This is a genomic window from Octadecabacter temperatus (assembly GCF_001187845.1).
GTDB lineage: Bacteria > Pseudomonadota > Alphaproteobacteria > Rhodobacterales > Rhodobacteraceae > Octadecabacter > Octadecabacter temperatus.
This window is the reverse complement of record NZ_CP012160.1, coordinates 117,703-136,178: the sequence shown is the minus strand read 5'-3', so window position 1 is coordinate 136,178 and position 18,476 is coordinate 117,703. Positions and strand designations below refer to the sequence as shown.

General features: G+C 55.7%; 21 protein-coding genes. 12 read left to right on the top strand and 9 right to left on the bottom strand.

What is annotated here, in order from left to right; all coding sequences use genetic code 11:
• Positions 1–137: 137 nt before the first annotated feature.
• Positions 138–2,291, top strand: a complete 2,154-nt coding sequence (locus tag OSB_RS00730; protein WP_049833174.1) for a transglycosylase domain-containing protein — start codon at positions 138–140, stop codon at positions 2,289–2,291.
• Here OSB_RS00730 and OSB_RS00725 read toward each other — a convergent pair whose 3' ends face one another.
• From OSB_RS00725 to OSB_RS00715, 3 genes are read right to left on the bottom strand one after another with little or no spacing between them, the layout of a single operon-like run.
• Positions 2,292–2,657 (bottom strand): hypothetical protein, encoded by a 366-nt coding sequence (locus OSB_RS00725; protein ID WP_327196181.1) that lies wholly within the window; start codon positions 2,655–2,657, stop codon positions 2,292–2,294.
• Positions 2,657–3,253, bottom strand: coding sequence for an MlaC/ttg2D family ABC transporter substrate-binding protein (locus OSB_RS00720; protein WP_049833173.1), 597 nt, complete (start codon positions 3,251–3,253; stop codon positions 2,657–2,659). The genes OSB_RS00725 and OSB_RS00720 overlap by 1 nt, the downstream gene beginning before the upstream one ends.
• Positions 3,253–4,014, bottom strand: a complete 762-nt coding sequence (locus OSB_RS00715; RefSeq protein WP_082166398.1) for an MlaA family lipoprotein — start codon at positions 4,012–4,014, stop codon at positions 3,253–3,255. Before OSB_RS00715 ends, OSB_RS00720 begins: the two co-directional genes overlap by 1 nt.
• A gap of 248 nt (positions 4,015–4,262) precedes the next feature.
• On the opposite strand from OSB_RS00715, the gene OSB_RS00710 reads away from it, so the two are divergent.
• Genes OSB_RS00710 through OSB_RS00695 form a run of 4 tightly spaced genes read left to right on the top strand, consistent with a single transcriptional unit; the run spans position 4,263 to position 6,954 of the window.
• Positions 4,263–4,721 carry a RidA family protein gene (locus tag OSB_RS00710; RefSeq protein WP_049833172.1) on the top strand — a complete coding sequence of 153 codons (459 nt, stop codon included), beginning with the start codon at positions 4,263–4,265 and terminating at the stop codon, positions 4,719–4,721.
• A complete protein-coding gene (locus tag OSB_RS00705) occupies positions 4,718–5,464 on the top strand; it encodes a glycerophosphodiester phosphodiesterase family protein (protein ID WP_049833171.1) in 747 nt (248 codons plus the stop codon). Before OSB_RS00710 ends, OSB_RS00705 begins: the two co-directional genes overlap by 4 nt.
• 30 nt (positions 5,465–5,494) lie before the next feature.
• Positions 5,495–6,679 carry a GNAT family N-acetyltransferase gene (locus tag OSB_RS00700; protein WP_049833170.1) on the top strand — a complete coding sequence of 395 codons (1,185 nt, stop codon included), beginning with the start codon at positions 5,495–5,497 and terminating at the stop codon, positions 6,677–6,679.
• On the top strand, positions 6,676–6,954 hold the full coding sequence (locus OSB_RS00695; RefSeq protein ID WP_049833169.1) for a 4a-hydroxytetrahydrobiopterin dehydratase: 279 nt from the start codon (positions 6,676–6,678) through the stop codon (positions 6,952–6,954). Before OSB_RS00700 ends, OSB_RS00695 begins: the two co-directional genes overlap by 4 nt.
• 37 nt (positions 6,955–6,991) lie before the next feature.
• Here OSB_RS00695 and OSB_RS00690 read toward each other — a convergent pair whose 3' ends face one another.
• Positions 6,992–7,483 (bottom strand): peroxiredoxin, encoded by a 492-nt coding sequence (locus tag OSB_RS00690; protein ID WP_049833168.1) that lies wholly within the window; start codon positions 7,481–7,483, stop codon positions 6,992–6,994.
• An 82-nt stretch (positions 7,484–7,565) separates the two neighbouring features.
• On the opposite strand from OSB_RS00690, the gene OSB_RS00685 reads away from it, so the two are divergent.
• The 3 genes from OSB_RS00685 to OSB_RS00675 are packed head-to-tail and all read left to right on the top strand — an operon-like array spanning position 7,566 to position 9,954.
• Positions 7,566–8,774, top strand: coding sequence for an NAD(P)/FAD-dependent oxidoreductase (locus OSB_RS00685; protein WP_049833167.1), 1,209 nt, complete (start codon positions 7,566–7,568; stop codon positions 8,772–8,774).
• A complete protein-coding gene (gene rsmD / locus OSB_RS00680) occupies positions 8,771–9,316 on the top strand; it encodes a 16S rRNA (guanine(966)-N(2))-methyltransferase RsmD (protein WP_049833166.1) in 546 nt (181 codons plus the stop codon). The genes OSB_RS00685 and rsmD overlap by 4 nt, the downstream gene beginning before the upstream one ends.
• Positions 9,313–9,954 (top strand): HAD family hydrolase, encoded by a 642-nt coding sequence (locus OSB_RS00675; protein ID WP_049833165.1) that lies wholly within the window; start codon positions 9,313–9,315, stop codon positions 9,952–9,954. The genes rsmD and OSB_RS00675 overlap by 4 nt, the downstream gene beginning before the upstream one ends.
• Here the strand turns inward: OSB_RS00675 and map are convergent.
• Positions 9,951–10,760 carry a type I methionyl aminopeptidase gene (gene map, locus OSB_RS00670; RefSeq protein ID WP_049833164.1) on the bottom strand — a complete coding sequence of 270 codons (810 nt, stop codon included), beginning with the start codon at positions 10,758–10,760 and terminating at the stop codon, positions 9,951–9,953. The genes OSB_RS00675 and map overlap by 4 nt on opposite strands.
• A gap of 99 nt (positions 10,761–10,859) precedes the next feature.
• The gene (gene sfsA, locus OSB_RS00665) at positions 10,860–11,555 is read right to left on the bottom strand and encodes a DNA/RNA nuclease SfsA (RefSeq protein ID WP_049835990.1); all 696 of its coding nucleotides are present in this window, start codon (positions 11,553–11,555) and stop codon (positions 10,860–10,862) included.
• Between the two features lie 40 nt (positions 11,556–11,595).
• On the opposite strand from sfsA, the gene OSB_RS00660 reads away from it, so the two are divergent.
• Genes OSB_RS00660 through OSB_RS00645 form a run of 4 tightly spaced genes read left to right on the top strand, consistent with a single transcriptional unit; the run spans position 11,596 to position 14,539 of the window.
• Positions 11,596–12,318, top strand: coding sequence for a competence/damage-inducible protein A (locus OSB_RS00660; protein WP_049833163.1), 723 nt, complete (start codon positions 11,596–11,598; stop codon positions 12,316–12,318).
• Positions 12,315–13,034 (top strand): GNAT family N-acetyltransferase, encoded by a 720-nt coding sequence (locus OSB_RS00655; RefSeq protein WP_049833162.1) that lies wholly within the window; start codon positions 12,315–12,317, stop codon positions 13,032–13,034. Before OSB_RS00660 ends, OSB_RS00655 begins: the two co-directional genes overlap by 4 nt.
• Positions 13,035–13,604 carry a peroxidase-related enzyme gene (locus tag OSB_RS00650; protein ID WP_049833161.1) on the top strand — a complete coding sequence of 190 codons (570 nt, stop codon included), beginning with the start codon at positions 13,035–13,037 and terminating at the stop codon, positions 13,602–13,604. It abuts the gene before it with no gap.
• A complete protein-coding gene (locus OSB_RS00645) occupies positions 13,601–14,539 on the top strand; it encodes an OmpA family protein (protein ID WP_049833160.1) in 939 nt (312 codons plus the stop codon). The genes OSB_RS00650 and OSB_RS00645 overlap by 4 nt, the downstream gene beginning before the upstream one ends.
• Before the next feature lie 87 nt (positions 14,540–14,626).
• Here the strand turns inward: OSB_RS00645 and OSB_RS00640 are convergent, their stop codons facing one another.
• The 3 genes from OSB_RS00640 to OSB_RS00630 all read right to left on the bottom strand — a co-directional run bounded on the left by OSB_RS00640 (position 14,627) and on the right by OSB_RS00630 (position 18,351).
• Positions 14,627–15,532, bottom strand: coding sequence for a LysR family transcriptional regulator (locus OSB_RS00640; RefSeq protein WP_049833159.1), 906 nt, complete (start codon positions 15,530–15,532; stop codon positions 14,627–14,629).
• Positions 15,533–15,702: 170 nt separating this feature from the next.
• Positions 15,703–16,332 carry an MOSC domain-containing protein gene (locus tag OSB_RS00635; RefSeq protein WP_049833158.1) on the bottom strand — a complete coding sequence of 210 codons (630 nt, stop codon included), beginning with the start codon at positions 16,330–16,332 and terminating at the stop codon, positions 15,703–15,705.
• A complete protein-coding gene (locus OSB_RS00630; protein ID WP_049833157.1) occupies positions 16,333–18,351 on the bottom strand; it encodes an NADPH-dependent 2,4-dienoyl-CoA reductase in 2,019 nt (672 codons plus the stop codon).
• Positions 18,352–18,476 lie beyond the last annotated feature (125 nt).

Genomic DNA, 18,476 nt, shown 5'->3' with positions numbered 1-18,476 from the left:
GTTTCGCCTACTTTTTGAGCAAGCAGAAAAGTGCTCATGGGGCGGACATCGCGCTCTACTTTTGGAATCAGGGGCGGTAACATGCGCATAACAGACGCCATAAGGCGCGTAGAATTTGAGTGGGTTAGTGGGCAGATATGACTGGTAGACGAGGATCAAAACCGCCTTTGGTGGCTGAAAAGCGTAGCAGACCCGCCCCAAAGAAGCGCAAAGCGGCAAAGCCCGTCCGCCGTCGCAAAGCTGCGCCGAAACGGCGTGGATTGCTCGGTACGCTCCTCTGGCCTTTCAAGTGGCTAATGATCCTGTTTTGGCGCATCGCATGGCGTGGCACATTGGTTGTCGGGTTGCTGGTTGGTATCGGTGTCTTTTATTATGCATCCACCCTGCCCCCAATTGATGAACTTGTTGATGGGCGGACGCGAGGTTCGGTGACACTTCTGGATGCGCGCGGCGAAACGTTCGCTTGGCGCGGTGACCAGTTTGGCGGGATGATCCGCGCACAAGATGTGAACGAGAACCTGCGCAACGCTGTTATCGCCACCGAGGACAAACGGTTCTATTGGCACTTCGGTGTCGATTTCTATGCGACTGGTGCGGCGATGGTGCGCAACTACCGCAATGGCGGCAACCCGCTGTCAGGTGCGGGTGGCTCTTCGCTGACACAACAAACAGCTAAGTTGTTGTGCTTCGGTCGCCCGTTTGATCCGAACACGTGGGAAGATGAAACCGCCTATGAAGCGGACTGTCGCCGCACGACGCTATGGCGCAAAGTTCAAGAAGCGACCTACGCGTTCGCAATGGAAGCGCGATACACCAAGGAAGAAATTTTAACGATCTATCTGAACCGCGCCTATCTTGGTGCAGGTAGCCGTGGGTTTGAGGCCGCGTCGCAACGATACTTTGGCGTGTCAGCGCGCGAAGTAAATGCGCCGCAATCCGCGATGCTTGCGGGTTTGCTGCAAGCGCCTTCTGCACGTGCGCCTACCCGTAACCTGCAACGCGCCCAAGATCGTGGCGCGACGGTTCTGCGTCTTATGCGCGACGAAGGCTATTTGACGCCACAAGAAGAAGCGATCGCGCAAGCCAACCCTGCGACTTTGTCTCAAGCGGCCCGTGCGCGGGCTGGCGGGTATTTTGCCGATTGGGTGATGGACAGCGGGCCGAGCTTCTTTACCGACGGCACAACTGAAGACGTCATTATTCGCACAACGCTTGATCCGCGTATCCAGACGGCGGCTGAGGAAGCGTTGGTCTGGGTGTTCGAGAACAAGGTACGTGCTGGTTCCGAAGCCCAAGCGGCGATTGTTGTAATGTCAGCAGACGGCGCGGTACGCGCCATGGTTGGCGGGCGCGACTTAACCGCATCAGGTGCGTTCAACCGTGCGACGCAAGCATTGCGCCAGACTGGTTCTGCATTCAAACCCTTCGTGTTTGCCACCGCATTAGACCTTGGAATGTCGCCGTTTGACATATTGCTGGACGAAGCGACGTGCTGGACTTCTCCGGGATCCGGGGAGTGGTGCCCACGCAACTATACCGGACGTTTTGAAGGTGAAGTGACGATGGTCGAGGCCTTGCAACAGTCCCTCAACATCCCCGCCGTTGCTTTGTCTGAGCTTGTCGGGCGCGATAACGTGCGCTCTGTTGCGGAAAGCTTTGGGATCGTGAGTGAGCTTGCGAATGGCCCTGCCCTCGCGCTCGGCGCATCTGAAAGCACGCTGATTGAGATGACAGGCGCGTATGCGGGTATTCTGAATGGCGGGTCAGCAGTGAAACCTTATGGCCTCGTTGAGTTGCGTCTGGCGGGAGACAGTGAACCGCTTCTGACAGCCACAGGCGGTATTCGCGAACGGGTTATTCAAGAAAGCGCCGCACGACAGCTGACGTGGATGATGTATCAAGTTGTTGAAGGTGGTTCTGGCCGACGAGCTGGTGTTGAAGGCTGGGAAATTGCTGGCAAGACGGGCACGACGCAAGGCGCGCGTGATGCTTGGTTCATTGGGTTCAGCGGTGATTACGTGGCCGGTGTCTGGATGGGGTATGACAACAACACCCCGCTTACGGGTGTGACTGGCTCTGGCTTGCCCGCAGAAATCTGGCACGAAACGATGGCACGGGTTTTGTCAGGCCTCACCCCAACGCCATTGCCGATGGAAGTTCCTACGCAGGCCGTCGCGCCACAACCTCAGCCGCAAACAGGCCAAGGCGGTGACGGGTTAGGATTCACGCCTGAAGAAGCAGACACAATTATCAATGACCTTCTGCGCGAATTGCAAAACAGCGGAGGCTGATTACTCGGCTGGTTCGTCGCAACGGGTATAGCGGAAGGCGTAGCCATCCCAGATCATGATGATGCCGCCGTCTATTTCGGCGTCATTCATGACCATGGCCCGTTCGGACCAGATTTGATCATTCCCAGAGCAGCGCATGGTATAAAGCGTCGCATCCATGCTGACGACTGTCACAGGGCGCGTCATGCGACATTCCATCTCGACGCCATAAAATATGCCGTCATCGATTTTCAACGATCCGCCATCGGCCCCGACAAGCAAACATTCTGAGTTGGCATTCTGGCGGTACGTTCCGTCATAGGGCGTCGCGATAGCCAGTGCAGGCACAAGCATGAGCGCAAGCGCTGAGGCGAAACGGCGACCCACTAGCTTAGATCACGAATGAGCGTATCGAGGTTACCACCACGTGCGTCCAACATCGCACCGATTTCTGCACGTTCGGACAGCAGCATGTTGATGCCTTCAATGATCAAGTTGAAGAACACCGGACGACCCGGGCGGTCAGATACGTGAAAATCCACCTGAAACGGCGACTGGTTGCGCAGCACGGCAAGGGTGCGCACTTCGATGTAGCTGTTCACTGTGCGGGAACCTTGGACTTGAATTTGCCCACCTGCGAATTCGTTAAAGCGACGACCGTATTTGTCCGCGAGGTAGTTTCCGAACGCATCTGCAAATGCACTTTTCTGCGCGTTGGACGCTGAGCGACCGTCATTCCCAAGCGCGTAAGCAGCCACATAAGACGTATCAGAATAGCGATCAAAGATGCCTTTGAAGCTGCGGATCATGGAGTTCACAGAAGCGCCCGATTGAATAACGCCGTTAATGTCAGCCACAGCAGAATTCACCAGACCTTCAGCCTGACCGCCCGTCAGCGCAAAGCTTGGCAATGGCAGTGTTGCCAATGCGCCAGCGCCACCAAGCGCCATGATGTTACGACGGGAAAATGTTTGGTTCGTCATTACTCAAATCCTTCAAGACTCAGATCACCTGAGAATGGGTCAATTTCATCGCCGGCAGGTGGTTCTTCACCTAATTCGAACCGGCGGTTTTGCAAGTACGCTAGGCGCGCCTGCGCGTAGCTGTCGGCGCTTTCATACAAAACGCTGTCGAAGGTATCCATAAATGTACCACGTGTTATGGCGATGCCCGCAACACGAGAGCCTGTTCCGTAGTCAAGTTGTGGTGATGTTCCGACCTGATCGAGGGGGTCAAAAATCGTATCAACAATAATTCCAACCATGTCGCGCTGGGTAGATGGGCCGAACACCGGCAATTCAACGTAGGCGCCTTCTGGAACGCCCCAAACGGAAAGGGTTTCGCCAAAATCAGTCGGTTCCTCATCCAAGCCAATGGCACCTGCAGGATCAAACAGACCGCCAATGCCGACCGTTGTATTGATCAAGAAGCGGAAGGTATTCGTTGCGGATCCACCAATGTCGCCCTGCAACAAACCATTTGCCACCGCACCCGGAAGCCCAACGTTGTCCGCAAAGTTCGCGACGGGTTCAGTGATTTCTACGGGTAAAGCCGCGGCAACCTGTCCGGCAGGACGTAAAATCGCGCGATCAAGGCCTTTGTTAAAGGCATGAACGCTGCGGTTTGTCTCTTCGAACGGATCGTTGAACTCTGCCCCTGGCTGCTGAACAGCGCAGGCCGACAGCGCTACGAGCGCGAGTAGAGCGCATCCGGTGCGCGAATTAGTCAGAACAGAATGTAACAATGGAAAACCTGCGGCAGTCGATTGGAATGAAGGAGAGATAATACCTTAATGAACGTAAAACAGTAGTGCGTGAACATGATATTCGATTTTGAAGTAATTACGCCACTTAGCAGTTGTATAATAGGCAACAGATCGCTGGTCGCAGCGCAAAAAGTAACCGTTTAAATCCACCTGCATGGGCACCGCAGCACATTGCACGCACCATCCGAGGTCGCTAGCGTCAGGCGAAACTGAATCGGAGAACCCCAATGTCGATCGAAGCCCGTTTAAAAAAACTTGGCGTTACCCTGCCTGACGCCCCTGCCCCAGCTGCGAATTATGTTCCGTGGGTTAAGACCGGAAACCTATTGTTTGTATCTGGCCAGATCTCGGCCAATTCGGATGGGTTCATCACTGGAAAGCTCGGCGAGACAATGACCGCAGAAGAGGGCGCAGAAGCGGCTAAATCCTGTGCGATCAGTCTTCTTGCGCAACTGAAGGCTGGCTGTGATGGCGATATTGAACGACTTGTGCGGGTTGTGAAGCTGGTTGGATTCGTGAATTCCACACCAGAATTTGGCGACCAGCCGAAAGTGATCAATGGCTGTTCGGACTTCATGGTCGAAGCGTTAGGCGACAAGGGCCGCCATTCGCGCAGTGCTGTTTCAGCCGCATCGCTGCCGTTTGGAGTGGCCGTTGAAATCGAAGCAATCTTTGAAATCGCGTGACGCTGCCTGTTTCCTTCTTGGCGCAGCCTTTGGCGCACCGTGCCTTGCACGATGACAAGGTTGCAGAAAACTCAATGGCGGCTATTCGGGCCGCTGTCGCCGCGGGCTACGGGATTGAAATCGACATCCATCCGTCAAAAGATGGTGTGCCGATGGTGTTTCATGACTACGACCTTGGGCGGCTAACGCATGAGACTGGGCCTGTGGCAATGCGGACTGCCGCAGAGCTTGGGGGGATCCGTCTTTCCGGTGGGGGCGGTTGCATCCCGACTTTGGCACAAGTTCTGAAGGCTGTTGCGAAGCGCGTACCGTTGCTGATTGAGATCAAGGACCAAGACGGCGCGCTAGGCCCCAACGTAGGCGAACTTGAGGAGGCTGTGTGCGAGGAACTTAAGGGCTATGCTGGCGACGTCGCGCTAATGTCGTTCAATCCGCATTCAGTCGCGGCCTGTCAGAGTTTTGCACCGGACTTGCCGCGCGGGATTACAACGTGCCCCTATCCTGCAAAGGATTGGCCAATCGTGCCCGAAACGGTGCGTTCCACCCTACGTGAAATCCCTGATTTTGATCGTGTAGGTGCCTGTTTCATCAGCCACCAGCAGGATGATCTTACTTCGCCTTCCGTGGCAGCATTGAAAGCACGCGGTATTCCGGTTTTGTGTTGGACAGTACGCAGTCCTGAAGTTGAAGCACGCGCCCGCCAAATTGCGGACAACATCACCTTTGAGGGATACCGTGCTTGACCCTGCGCCCAGAGATGCCACTTCTTAGGCATGGACGGCAGTACAATTGAAATCACGACCCACACGTCACTCGCGACGGTTGATCCTGCCGCGTGGGATGCCTGTGCTTGCCCTGAGGCCAGCGATGGCCGTGCGATTGACCCGTTCACGACTTACCGGTTTTTAAAAGCGCTTGAAGACAGCGGTAGCGTGGGCGGCGGAACCGGGTGGAGCCCACACTATCTGACGGCGGATCAAAATGGCGAAATCATTGCTTGTGCGCCGCTCTATGGCAAAAGCCACTCGCAGGGCGAGTACATGTTTGACCACAACTTCGCGCAAGCGTTTGAAAGGTCCGGTGGGCGGTATTACCCTAAACTACAAATTGCGGTTCCGTTCACCCCAGCAACAGGTCGAAGGTTCCTAACACGCGCCGGGCATGAGGTTCAGGGCATGTCCGCGCTTGTTCAAGGCGCTGTGCAGATTGTGTCGGACAATGATCTTTCATCCTTCCACACGACATTCTGTACTGAGGCTGAAGCGTTGGCAGGAGCCGAGATGGGACTGTTGCCGCGAACATCGCAGCAATACCACTGGATGAATGACGGTTACGCGGATTGGGACGGCTTTCTGGATGTGCTGTCATCGCGAAAGCGCAAAACACTTCGTAAGGAACGCAAAGCAGCGCAAGCGTTCGGCGGCGAGATCGTCCAGCTGACCGGAGCGCAAATTCAACCGCACCATTGGGATGCGATGTGGGAGTTCTACCAAGACACCGGCGCACGGAAATGGGGGCAGCCCTACCTTACGCGTGAATTTTTCGAGATCGCCCATGCGCAAATGCGCGATGACGTGTTATTGGTTTTTGCGATGCAAGATGGTGTGCCGATCGCGGGCGCGTTCAATATGATTGGCCGCGATACACTTTACGGGCGATATTGGGGTTGCACGCAACATCACCCCTGCCTGCATTTTGAAATCTGCTATTATCAAGCCATCGATTACGCGATTGCGCATGGGTTGAAACGTGTTGAGGCCGGCGCGCAAGGCGAGCACAAGTTGGCGCGTGGCTATCTCCCCGCTACGACCCATTCGTTACACTGGTTTAATGATGCTGGGTTTCGCGGCGCTGTTGCAGAGTATCTTGAGCGGGAACGCGCGGCTGTGGATGAGGAAATTGAAATTCTTACGTCTTATGGTCCGTTCAAAGCCGTGAAGGTCGAGGAGCAAGAATGAGTGATGCCTTAGACAATGCTGGGCGCAACGCTTTGGTTGCGGCGGGCTGGAACGTTGGTGAAACCTCCGCCCAAAAGACGTTCACGTTTCGCAATTTTGTTGAAGCGTTCGGCTGGATGACCTCGGTTGCTATCGTTGCCGAAAAACTGAACCATCATCCTGAATGGTCGAATGTCTACAAAACCGTCAATGTTACGCTCATCACCCATGACACAGGTGGTTTAACGGATCTGGACCTGAAGCTAGCAAAACGCATGGATGCGCTGGCCAAGTAGCCCGCCACGAACCAGAATGGCCCGTGGCGGATTTGTTTTATTCTAATGCGTCGAGCAGTGCTTCGCCGGCGGAAATCTCGCATTCGCCGGGGCTTTTCTCCTCGTGAAGAATTTTCACTTCACCGTCCATCACAACCATCGCGTAACGCTTTGAACGATCAACGAGGCCTGCGGGTGGTGCTGAGAAGTCCATGCCGATCGCTTTGGTGAATTCCGCACTCGGGTCGCCGATCATCGCGATTTCTGCCTCAGTCGCGCCGGTCACTTCACCCCAGTTTCCCATAACGAACGGGTCATTGACGGACAGACAGATGATCTCATCCACACCGCTTTCAAGAAATTCATCCTTGGTGCGAATGAAGCTCGGCACGTGTGCAGAGTGACACGTTGGCGTGAAGGCACCAGGTACTGCGAAGATGACGACAGTGCGCCCTTCGGTCAGTGTTGAAACGGAAATCCCTTCAGGACCGTCTTCACCCATCTTCACAAGCATCACGTCTGGAAGTTTGTCGCCTACTGAAATCGTCATTAAGTGCCCCTTTCGGCAATTGCGTTCATCCTGAGCAGCAATATAGGGTCCGTTTTGGCAGCAACCAGACAGGAAACGTCCAATGAGCAATATTGTTGTGATCGGCGCAGGCCAAGCAGGGGCTTCTCTGGTTGGAAAACTACGCAGCGAAGGTTTTGAAGGCGAGATCACTTTGCTGGGTGCCGAAACGGGTCCGCCATACCAAAGGCCCGCATTGTCGAAAGCCTACTTGCTGGGTGAAATGGAGCGCGAACGCCTCTTTTTACGTCCGCGTGAATGGTACGAAGGCAATGACATCAATCTGCGCACGGGGACGCGTGCAGTTTCGGTTGATCCGGCTTCAAAAACCGTGACGCTTGAGGGGGACGAAGTACTGTCATACGACCACCTCGCGTTTACCACAGGCTCACACCCGCGCACATTGCCCGCCGCGATTGGTGGCGAACTGGAGGGTGTCTTCACAGTGCGCGACCTTGCTGATGCAGATGCATTGAAGCCCGAATTTGCCGCTGGACGCCGTCTTCTGGTCATCGGTGGTGGGTATATCGGCCTTGAGGCCGCTGCGGTTGCCGCCAAGATGGGCCTGCAGGTGATCCTTGTCGAAATGGCGGGCCGCATTTTGCAACGTGTCGCCGCGCCCGAAACATCCGATTTCTTTCGCACACTTCACAGCGGACATAGCGTAGACATTCGCGAAGGCGTCGGCCTAGAGCGGCTTGTGGGGGAGGATCGCGTCACTGGCGCGGTATTGTCCGATGGAAGCGAGATTGAGGTTGATTTTGCGATTGTTGGTGTGGGTATTTACCCAGCGACAGTGCTGGCTCAAAATGCAGGCGTTACCTGTGACAACGGCATTGTCACAGACGCCTTTGGGCGCACATCTGACCCGCACATTTGGGCCGCAGGGGACTGTGCCACGTTGGAGTGGAATGGTTCACAGATCCGCCTCGAGAGCGTTGGCAATGCGATTGATCAAGCGGAAATCGTGGCACAGAACATGCTTGGTGCGGAAAAGACGTATACCCCAAAACCTTGGTTCTGGTCTGACCAATACGACACCAAACTGCAAATCGCAGGGCTTAACCTTGGATACACGGATGTCGTGACCCGCGAGACGGGCGATGCACGTTCGCATTGGTACTACCGTGACGATACGCTGATCGCCGTGGATGCGATGAATGACCCGCGAAACTACATGGTTGGAAAGCGTCTGATTGAAGCAGGGAAATCCCCAGCACCGAGCGTAATCGCAGACCCTGAAACCGACATGAAAGCCCTTCTGAAGTCATGAGAATCATTGGCGGCCAGCATCGTGGCCTGACACTTGCGAGCGTCGGCAAAGGCGACGAAGGCGCGCATTTGCGCCCGACACCCGACCGCGTCCGTGAGAGCCTTTTCAACGTGCTTATGGGCCATGGCCTACCGCATGGCGCACGCGTGTTGGACCTGTTTGCGGGCACCGGCGCGCTTGGCCTTGAGGCCCTATCGCGCGGTGCAACGCATGCGACTTTTGTGGACAACGGTCGCGTGGCGCAGGGGCTTATCCGTGAGAACCTTAGCAAGGCGAAACGCGTCGCGGATGCGACAGTGCTTAGCTGTGCCGCTGATAAATTGCCCGCTACATCTGCGCCCTGCGATCTCGTTTTTCTCGACCCGCCGTATGGCAAATATCTTGGCGGTCCGGCAGTTAAACTGGCAAAAGCGCAAGGTTGGCTGGCCCCAGACGCGCTGATTGTGATGGAAGACAGCGCACCGCAACCTGTTGCAGGTTTCGCGCAGGTCGATCTGCGCCGCTACGGTGACACGCACATTACATTGTTGAGGGCACCATGATCCCCGATCTCGTTGTTTTTGATTGCGACGGTGTTCTTGTGGACACCGAAGGCCCGATGTTTGAGGTGTTCGCCAAAAGCATAACCGCGCATGGCCTACCAGTAACTCCGCACCAGCTGGCAAGTGAATTCACAGGTGGCACCACGCCGATCATGCGCGACGAAGCGATGCGTCGCGGCGCGAAACTGCCTGCGGGTTGGGTTGAAGACATGAACACCCTAATTCACGCCCGCATTGCGCAGGGAGTCGCTGTGTTTGAAGGCGTGCTGGATTTGATCACGGCGCTCGAGGGTGCAAGCGTCCCGATTTATGTAGCCTCAAATGGCACGATGAAGCGCATGGGGCTGTCCCTTGGGCCGTCTGGTCTTTGGGACAGACTAAACGGGTGTATCCTTAGCCGCGAGACCTATGCCGCGAAACCCGACCCCGCGATGATCCTGCATGCAATTGCACAAACGGGCGCGGACCCTGAGAAATCGTACATGATTGATGACTCAGTTCCGGGGTGCCAAGCGGGGATAAACGCGGGAGTAAACACCATCGGGTTCGCCACGGAAGGCCAAGACGCGCATCTAGCCGAAGTGGGCGCGACCGTCGTCAATTCAATGGCGGCGGCCCAGCGCCTCATTCTTGGCTAGAACGTTGGGTGGAACTTATGCGCAGGTGAAAGCGTAAAGATTTCCGCGCCTGTCGCCGTGATGCCGATGGAATGTTCAAACTGCGCAGACAGGGATTTGTCGCGTGTGACCGCTGTCCAATCATCCGCCAAGATTTTTGTCTCGGGGCGCCCAAGGTTCACCATCGGTTCGATCGTAAAGATCATGCCTTCTTCCAGCATTGGCCCAGTTCCCGCACGCCCGTAATGAAGCACATTGGGTGGTGCGTGGAAAACAAGCCCAAGGCCGTGGCCACAAAAATCGCGTACGACAGACATACGCTGTGCTTCAACATAGGTTTGGATCGCGTGGCCGATGTCGCCGAATGTATTGCCCGGTTTCGCCACCTCGATAGACCGCATTAGCGCATCATGGGTCACGTCGATTAGCCGCTTCGCCTTAACGCTCGGTTTGCCACCTGCAACGTACATCCGGCTCGTATCGCCGAACCAACCGTCCACAATTACGGTAACATCGATGTTGATGATATCGCCGGACTTCAGCGCCTTTTCACCCGGGATGCCGTGGCAAACGACGTGGTTCACGCTGATACAGCTCGCGTGTTGGTACCCTTTATAGCCGATCGTTGCGGACGTCGCGCCGGCCTCGTCGACCCATTGCGTGATCAAGCGATCAAGTTCACCGGTGGACTGACCCGGTGTCACGTGTTCAGCGATGCGATCCAGAATTTCGGCGGCCAAACGGCCTGCGTTTCGCATTCCATCAAATTCAGCAACGTCATAGAGACGAATACCATCTTTGGTCAGCCGTGCTTTTGAACTATTCAAACCGATTATCCTTCTTGCTTATGTTCCAAATAGGACAAACATCCACGTTTCTAAACCCCTTGCTTCATCTTGGTCAAAAAACGATCGTCGAAGGCCTGTTCAGCCAAATGGCAAACGGTTCGCCAGTGATATTCCTTCTGGAGATATAGTGCAGTCAAAACACATCACCTCTACCCCCGCAGCCAATGCGGATTTGAACGCGGCGGCGTAGGTTGGGTCCAGATCGGCGGCAAGCGTCACATGCGTGCAATCCGTGCGTTGGACCAAGAACAGCAGCACCGCGCGGTGCCCTTGTTCGACCATCGCAGCCAGATCCCCAAGATGCTTGGCCCCGCGTGCAGTTACGCTGTCAGGAAATTCAGCCAGCCCTGTTTCGCGTGATAAGGTCACTGACTTGACCTCAAGGTAGCAATCGCGCCGCCCCTCTGCGCTTAGCAAGAAATCCACTCGGCTTTTCTCGCGGTATTTTACTTCTGGGCGGATCGTTTCGTACTCGCCAAGGTCCGCGATGCCGTTCGACAATGCTTCCGCGACGATGCCATTTGCGGCCCCCGTGTCGATCCCAACAAATGCATCATCTAGCTCAATCAAGCGCCAGCCCCAGTCGAGTTTTTTCTTGGGATCATCGTTGCCCTCAATCCAGACGCGTATGCCTTCGTCCTTCAATCCCATCATTGAACCGGGGTTGGGGCAGTGGGCCTTCACAACGCTGCCGTCTTCTAGTTCCATATCAGACAGGAAACGCATGTAGCGACGGATTAGACGGGCGGAAACAAGGGGAGTGGCAAAGCGCATGGGGCGCATTTATACCATTCAAGAAAGCAGGAGAACCCGTATGCCCAATCCAACTGCCGCGATGCTCGTTATCGGCGACGAAATCCTCTCAGGACGCACGCGCGATGCGAATATGTATCATCTTGCGGGACAGCTTACAGAAGCGGGAATTGACCTCGTTGAGGTCCGTTTTGTGAGTGACGATGCGCCAGCGATTATTGCCGCCGTGAAATCGCTTAGCGCCGCATTTGATACTGTGTTCACATCCGGCGGTATTGGACCGACCCATGATGACATTACAGCGGATTGCATCGCAGCGGCGTTTGATGATCATATCGATGTGCGCGACGACGCGCGGGCGCTACTGCAGGCACATTACGACAAAAACGGACATGAGATGAACGATGCGCGTTTGCGTATGGCGCGCATTCCAGACAGTGCAACACTGATCGACAATCCCGTGAGCATTGCACCGGGGTTCACGGTACGAAACGTTCATGTGATGGCTGGCGTGCCGTCTGTGTTTCAGGCGATGGTCGCCACCGTCCTTCCGACACTTACAGGCGGCGCACCACTGATCTCTGAGACCTTGCGTATTGATCGCGGCGAAGGGGATATCGCGGGACCGTTGGGCAAATTGGCAGATGAGTTTTCGGACCTATCTATCGGTTCATATCCCTTCCAAAAAGACGGAAAGTACGGCGCAAACATTGTGATCCGTGGACAAGACCCAGCGATAATTGCGTCCGCAATGTCGAAGCTGAAAGCGGCATTCCCCGTATGACACCGCAAACGCTCACCTCTCTGATTGACGCAACTTGGCCCGCTAAGTCGTTGCGCGAGGTTGAGGGTTGGACAATTCGCGCGGGCGCTGGCGGAGGAAGCCGTGTTAGTGCCGCGACAGCGCGCGACAATGCCAAGCTTGACGGCTACGCCCATGCTGAAGAAGCTATGCGTGAAATGGGGCAAACCCCGTTGTTTATGGTTCGTACAGGCGAAGACAAACTCGATGCGGTGCTAGAACGCGATGGCTACATCATCAAAGATCCGGTGAACTATTACACCGCCCCAACAGAATTACTCGCGTCACAGCGCCCACCCGCCGTGACCTGCTTTGAAGTATGGCCCCCGCTGGCTGCTCAAACGGAGATTTGGGTGGAAGGTGGTATTGATGCCGCGCGCCTTGCGATAATGGACCGTGTAAGCGGCCCAAAAACCACCGTCCTTGGTCGACTGAACGATACACCTGCAGGCGCTGCATTTGCTGCGATCCACAATGGAACCGCGATGTTCCACGCCATCGAAACGGCTGCTGCGTTTCGCCGACAGGGTTTGGGGCGTCATATGCTCACCGCTATGTCGTTCTGGACCAAAGAGCAGGGCGCAGACACTGTTGCGCTACTGGTGACGCGTGCCAATGTTGGGGCAAATGCGCTCTACACTTCCATCGGGATGACACCCGTGGGAGGATACCATTACCGCATCAAGCCGGAGGCCTAGATGACACAAGAATTACCAACTGCCCTTAACCTACCGCAAGCTGAGCCGCAGCCCGAGCACATCGAAAAGTACTTTAGCGTTTGTGACGACAAACTCGGGTTCGTGCCAAATGTGCTGCGGGCCTATGCGTTTGACCCTGCCAAGCTCGATGCGTTTTCTGCGATGTACAACGATCTAATGCTCGCGGATTCTGGCCTGTCAAAACTTGAACGCGAGATGATCGCGGTGGTCGTGTCATCCATCAACAAATGTTTTTACTGCCTGACCGCGCACGGCCAAGCAGTACGTGCATTGTCCGGCGACCCGAAGCTTGGGGAAATGTTGGTGATGAACTGGCGGGTAGCAGACCTTGATGCGCGCCAGACTGCGATGCTGTCCTTCGCGGAAAAGGTGACGAAGGCCAGTGCAGAAACAAGCGAAGAAGACCGTCAGTCCTTGCGTGACGCTGGGTTCAGCGACCACGATATCTGGGACATCGCGTCTGTAACTGGGTTCTTCAATATGACAAACCGCATGGCATCTGCCACGGACATGCGCCCTAACGATGAGTACCATTCACAAAACCGATGACCCGATTTTTCGCCCTCCTTATTGCCGCTACGGTTTCCGCCGATCAGGCTGCTGCTGTGACGCTGGACATGCCAAGCAACGCAACGCTTGAGCGTGAGGACCTTGCTGGTCTGGACAGCTATGCGATGCCAACCGGCCCTTGGACTCCGGAAGGGCTGCCCATTTTGACGGGAACTGGGGAAGTGCGCAAACAGGCTTGGCGGATTGAAGCGCCCGGGCTGACGACTTTGCAGTTGTTGCAGCCGTTGATGGACCAGCTCTCAGAAGCGGGTTTTGAGGAACTGTTCACCTGTACTGATGACGCGTGCGGTGGCTTTGATTTTCGGTTCGCGACACCCGTGCTGCCTGCCCCCGCGATGCATGTAGACCTTGGCGACTATCGTTTCGTTGCAACCCAACGAGTGGTTGATGGAAACACCGAATTGCTAAGCATTCTTGCAAGTCGGTCCTCAAGCGCCGGCTTCGTTCAGGTTATACGTGTCGGTGCTGCGGTTTCTGGACCTGTTGCCAGTGCGGACGCGCCGGCAGCACGCGCAATTTCGACCCCGACGATCACAGGGGATCTTGCGCAAACGCTCGAGGCGGTCGGGTATTTCGTGCTTTCTGACCTCGCGTTTCAAACGGGTTCGGCGCAACTTGGCGATGCCACTTTCGCGACGCTAGATGACCTTGCTGAATACCTTGTTGCGAACCCAGAACGCACCGTGGCGCTGGTTGGTCACACGGATTCTGTGGGTTCGCTTGATGGTAATATTGCGCTTTCTAAGCGTCGTGCTGGGTCCGTTTTGGAGAGACTTGTCACGAGCTACGATATTCCGCGTCGCCAACTTGAAGCAGAAGGCATGGGGTATCTTTCACCAGTCGCGACGAACCTGACCGAGGAAGGCCGTGAGGCAAATCGGCGCGTTGAAGTAATTGTTACGTCGACTGAGTAGCGCAGCTATCGGAACAAAAAAACGCAACGATCCCGAAGGACGCTGCGTTGAGTGAGGGTGTTGCACCCTTTGGGAAACTTGGTGGGGTTACCAGACGTCTGGACCCTTTTCGGCAAATGAATTCACAAGAAAATCAATGAATGCGCGAACTTTTGGCTGGGTAAAGCGGCCCGGAGGGTAGACCGCGTAGATGCCTTGGGTTTCGACCGGAAGATCAGGGATCGCTTCTTCAACCAGACCTTTTTCCAGCGCATCCGCATAGAGGAAGGACGGAAGGTAAGCGATGCCAAGACCGGAGATCGCTGCGTTCAGCAGGGACTGGCCGTCGTTAACCGTCAACCAACCCGCGGTGCGCACTTGGCGCTTTTCACCGGATGGCGCTGTCAGTTTCCAAACAGCGGAGTTCGCTTGGTTGGAATAGTGAAGCAGCTTGTGCTCGTTCAGATCGTCGATCTTTTCAGGGCGACCGTACTGTTCAAAGTAACCTGGTGCGGCAACCATACGGCGCGACGTTTCAGTCAACTTACGGGCACGCAATGTGCTGTCTTCCAGCTCACCGATGCGGATCGCCATATCGAAGCCTTCAGAAATCAGTTCAACGTAGCGATTGTTCAGAACCATGTTGACCGTGATGTCAGAGAACTCGCTAAGGAAATCGCCAAGAACTGGGGAAAGGTGGTTCACACCGAAGTCCGTTGCCACAGAGATACGCAGCAGCCCTGATGGCGCAGATTGCATTGACGTCACAAGCGCATCAGCTTCGCCAGCATCATTCAGAACACGGCGAGCGCGGTCATAATAGGCAAGGCCAATTTCAGTTGGGCTAACACGGCGTGTCGTGCGGTTCAAAAGACGTGCACCTAGGCGCGCCTCAAGCGAAGAAACATGCTTGGAGACAGCGGATTTTGAAATCCCCATCTTCTTGGCTGCGTCGGTAAATCCACCTTGATCCACAACAGTGGCAAAGGCTTCCATTTCAGTAAGGCGATCCATACTCGATCCTTAGATAGCGTCTCTTGTTCGAGGATTTGTATCGCGGCGAAAAGGGGCAGCACTGGGGCGCGGGCCTGACAATTGCAGGGTAATGGCAGGACTGTTGCGAGGCAGGAAACAGGGAAACGCTGCGTTTTTGTGAGGCGCTTTTGGCGCGCGCGCCCTGCGTTTTAAGGGGTTTGCCCTAAAGAAGCTTCCAGATCGGCACGCATCTTGTGATGCACCGGAGCGCTCAGCCAGCTCTCGACCTCTGCTTTGTTGCTTAATCGTGGCCCAAACAATCCCGGCCAATCCGCCAGCCGTTTGCGCGCGCCTTTGAACGGCTCAACGTCTATTGTTTGCCCCGTTTTGATGGTCCCGCCGTGAACCACGCGCAGATATGGTCCCGGACGTCTGGCCTCCAAGAACTGTTTCGCAAACCCTTTGATCCCCATACGCGCCTCAATCGTTACGCAAGGTATACGCGGCGAGGTCACTTCCAACACGACATCGCCAATCCGCAAGCGATCTCCGACGCAAATCACTTCAGCGGGCCAGCGATCCAGCGTCAGGTTTTCACCAAACGTCCCTGCCGGAATCTCACGACCCAGCACGGCCTCCCACCAATCGTAGTCTGCGCGCGTATAGGCATAGACAGCCTGATCCGGCCCGCCATGGTGTTTGACATCCACAATCGCGTCGCCTTCAAGGCCAAGTGGTCCGACATCCGCCTGTGCCACAGGCCGTTTGAAAATCCCGCTCTGGCCGGACTTGGCGACGATGGGCTCCGGCGTGGCAATGTTAACCGACACAAGTTGCATTCAGAGCCCCGCTATCAGCCGCGTGCCCTGATCAATCGCCCGCTTGGCGTCCAGTTCCGCCGCCACATCCGCCCCGCCGATGACATGGCAAGTAACGCCGTTAGCCTCCAAAGTATCCGCAAGACTGCGCTCCGGCACCTGCCCAGCGCACATCACAATCGTATCGACTTCAATCAGCGTAGGCCGCTCACGCGCTTCACCAAAGCTTACATGTAGGCCGCTTGCGTCAATGCGTTCGTAGTTAACGCCGCCGACCATTTTCACGCCTTTCATCTTAAGGGTCGCGCGATGGATCCAACCTGTTGTCTTGCCCAACCCCTTGCCGAGCTTGGTCGCCTTGCGTTGCAACAATGTGACTTCACGCACCGGCGCTTCTGGCTGTGGTCCTTCACTGCGCACGCCGCCCCGTGTTTCAGACGGATCGCCAACGCCCCACTCTTCTAGCCATTCTTCGAGGTTCTCCGTCGGGCTGTCATCTGTGACCAGAAACTCGGCAACATCGAAGCCGATACCGCCAGCACCAATTATGGCCACGCGTTTGCCGACCTCGGCCTTGCCTCGCAGCACATCGATATATGACAATACGTTGGCACCGTCCTGCCCTTCGATCTGCGGATCACGCGGCGCGACACCCGTGGCGATGATAACTTCGTCAAAACCTTTTAGATCATCAGCCGTTGCTTCAGCGCCAAGTTTCAGCGTGATCCCAGCCCGCGCAACTGCAGCGCGATAATAATCAACCAGCCCCCAGAATTCTTCTTTTCCCGGAACCTGTTTGGCCATGTTCAACTGTCCGCCTATCTCATCCGCACGATCAAAGACCGTAACATCCATTCCACGTTCAGCGGCAGCCAAAGCAGATGCGAGGCCCGCTGGTCCAGCACCGACAATACCCAGTGTCGTGGTAGACGGCGACAAAACCAGCTCCGTCTCATGGGCGGCTTTAGGGTTCACCAAACATGATGCGATCTTCATCGAAAACGTATGATCAAGACAGGCTTGGTTGCAGGCAATACACGGCACAATCTGTGCGGCGTCGTCAGCCGCAGCCTTGTTGACGAAATGCGGGTCAGCCAAGAATGGACGCGCCATGCTCACCATATCGGCGCAACCATCCGCCAGCACATCCTCGCCCACTTGCGGCGTGTTGATCCGGTTAGATGTGATGATCGGGATGTTCACCTCACCCATCAGTTTCTTAGTCACCCAAGTAAACGCCCGACGCGGCACAGAGGTCGCAATGGTTGGAATACGCGCTTCGTGCCAACCGATACCAGTGTTCAAGATGTTCGCGCCGGCCGTTTCTATGGCCTTTGCTAACGTCACGACTTCATCCCAAGTTGATCCATTGGGAATTAGGTCAATCATGCTGAGACGGTAAATCACGATGAATTCAGGTCCGACGGCTTCACGCACACGTCGCACCACCTCAACAGGCAGCCGCATGCGGTTTTCATAACTGCCGCCCCAACGGTCGGTCCGTTTGTTGGTATGAGTTACCAAAAACTGGTTTAGAAAATACCCCTCAGAACCCATCACCTCGACGCCGTCATACCCAGCTTCCTTGGCACGGGTTGCCGCCGTCACCATGTCGCTGATTTGCTGCTCGATACCGTCTTCATCCAGCTCTTTCGGTGGAAATGGTGAAATCGGGGACTTCACAGCACTCGGCGCAACGCAATCTTTAGAATAGGCGTACCGTCCGGCGTGCAAAATCTGCATTGCAATCTTGCCGCCCGCGTCGTGAACGCGATCGGTTACGACTTTATGGTTGGCAATGTCTTGATCCGAGAACAATCCAGCCGCTCCGGGGAAAACACCACCCTCCGAGTTTGGAGCCATGCCACCCGTCACCATGAGGGCAACTCCCCCGCGCGCGCGTTCAGCGTAAAACTCCGCCACACGGTTCCAGTCGCGTGTTTCCTCAAGCCCAGTATGCATGGACCCCATCAACACGCGGTTCTTCAGCGTCGTGAAGCCCAAATCAAGAGGTGCCAAAAGGTTCGGATAGGTCGACATGATAAGTTCTCCTAGAAATCCGCTTCACCCTGACGAAGGTTAACGCGCACGTCACCTCAAACGCCGCGTCACCCCTGCTTTTGTTTCTTAAGTATCCTGGGGGAATCGCGAAGCGATGGGGGCTA

What these genes read in the sequence shown, in the direction of transcription:
- OSB_RS00730 (WP_049833174.1), top strand. Translation starts at nt 138, where the DNA reads ATGACTGGTAGACGAGGATCAAAACCGCCTTTGGTGGCTGAAAAGCGT.
- OSB_RS00720 (WP_049833173.1), bottom strand. Translation starts at nt 3,253, where the DNA reads ATGACGAACCAAACATTTTCCCGTCGTAACATCATGGCGCTTGGTGGC.
- OSB_RS00710 (WP_049833172.1), top strand. Translation starts at nt 4,263, where the DNA reads ATGTCGATCGAAGCCCGTTTAAAAAAACTTGGCGTTACCCTGCCTGAC.
- OSB_RS00700 (WP_049833170.1), top strand. Translation starts at nt 5,495, where the DNA reads ATGGACGGCAGTACAATTGAAATCACGACCCACACGTCACTCGCGACG.
- OSB_RS00695 (WP_049833169.1), top strand. Translation starts at nt 6,676, where the DNA reads ATGAGTGATGCCTTAGACAATGCTGGGCGCAACGCTTTGGTTGCGGCG.
- OSB_RS00690 (WP_049833168.1), bottom strand. Translation starts at nt 7,483, where the DNA reads ATGACGATTTCAGTAGGCGACAAACTTCCAGACGTGATGCTTGTGAAG.
- OSB_RS00685 (WP_049833167.1), top strand. Translation starts at nt 7,566, where the DNA reads ATGAGCAATATTGTTGTGATCGGCGCAGGCCAAGCAGGGGCTTCTCTG.
- rsmD (WP_049833166.1), top strand. Translation starts at nt 8,771, where the DNA reads ATGAGAATCATTGGCGGCCAGCATCGTGGCCTGACACTTGCGAGCGTC.
- OSB_RS00675 (WP_049833165.1), top strand. Translation starts at nt 9,313, where the DNA reads ATGATCCCCGATCTCGTTGTTTTTGATTGCGACGGTGTTCTTGTGGAC.
- sfsA (WP_049835990.1), bottom strand. Translation starts at nt 11,555, where the DNA reads ATGCGCTTTGCCACTCCCCTTGTTTCCGCCCGTCTAATCCGTCGCTAC.
- OSB_RS00660 (WP_049833163.1), top strand. Translation starts at nt 11,596, where the DNA reads ATGCCCAATCCAACTGCCGCGATGCTCGTTATCGGCGACGAAATCCTC.
- OSB_RS00655 (WP_049833162.1), top strand. Translation starts at nt 12,315, where the DNA reads ATGACACCGCAAACGCTCACCTCTCTGATTGACGCAACTTGGCCCGCT.
- OSB_RS00650 (WP_049833161.1), top strand. Translation starts at nt 13,035, where the DNA reads ATGACACAAGAATTACCAACTGCCCTTAACCTACCGCAAGCTGAGCCG.
- OSB_RS00645 (WP_049833160.1), top strand. Translation starts at nt 13,601, where the DNA reads ATGACCCGATTTTTCGCCCTCCTTATTGCCGCTACGGTTTCCGCCGAT.
- OSB_RS00640 (WP_049833159.1), bottom strand. Translation starts at nt 15,532, where the DNA reads ATGGATCGCCTTACTGAAATGGAAGCCTTTGCCACTGTTGTGGATCAA.
- OSB_RS00635 (WP_049833158.1), bottom strand. Translation starts at nt 16,332, where the DNA reads ATGCAACTTGTGTCGGTTAACATTGCCACGCCGGAGCCCATCGTCGCC.
- OSB_RS00630 (WP_049833157.1), bottom strand. Translation starts at nt 18,351, where the DNA reads ATGTCGACCTATCCGAACCTTTTGGCACCTCTTGATTTGGGCTTCACG.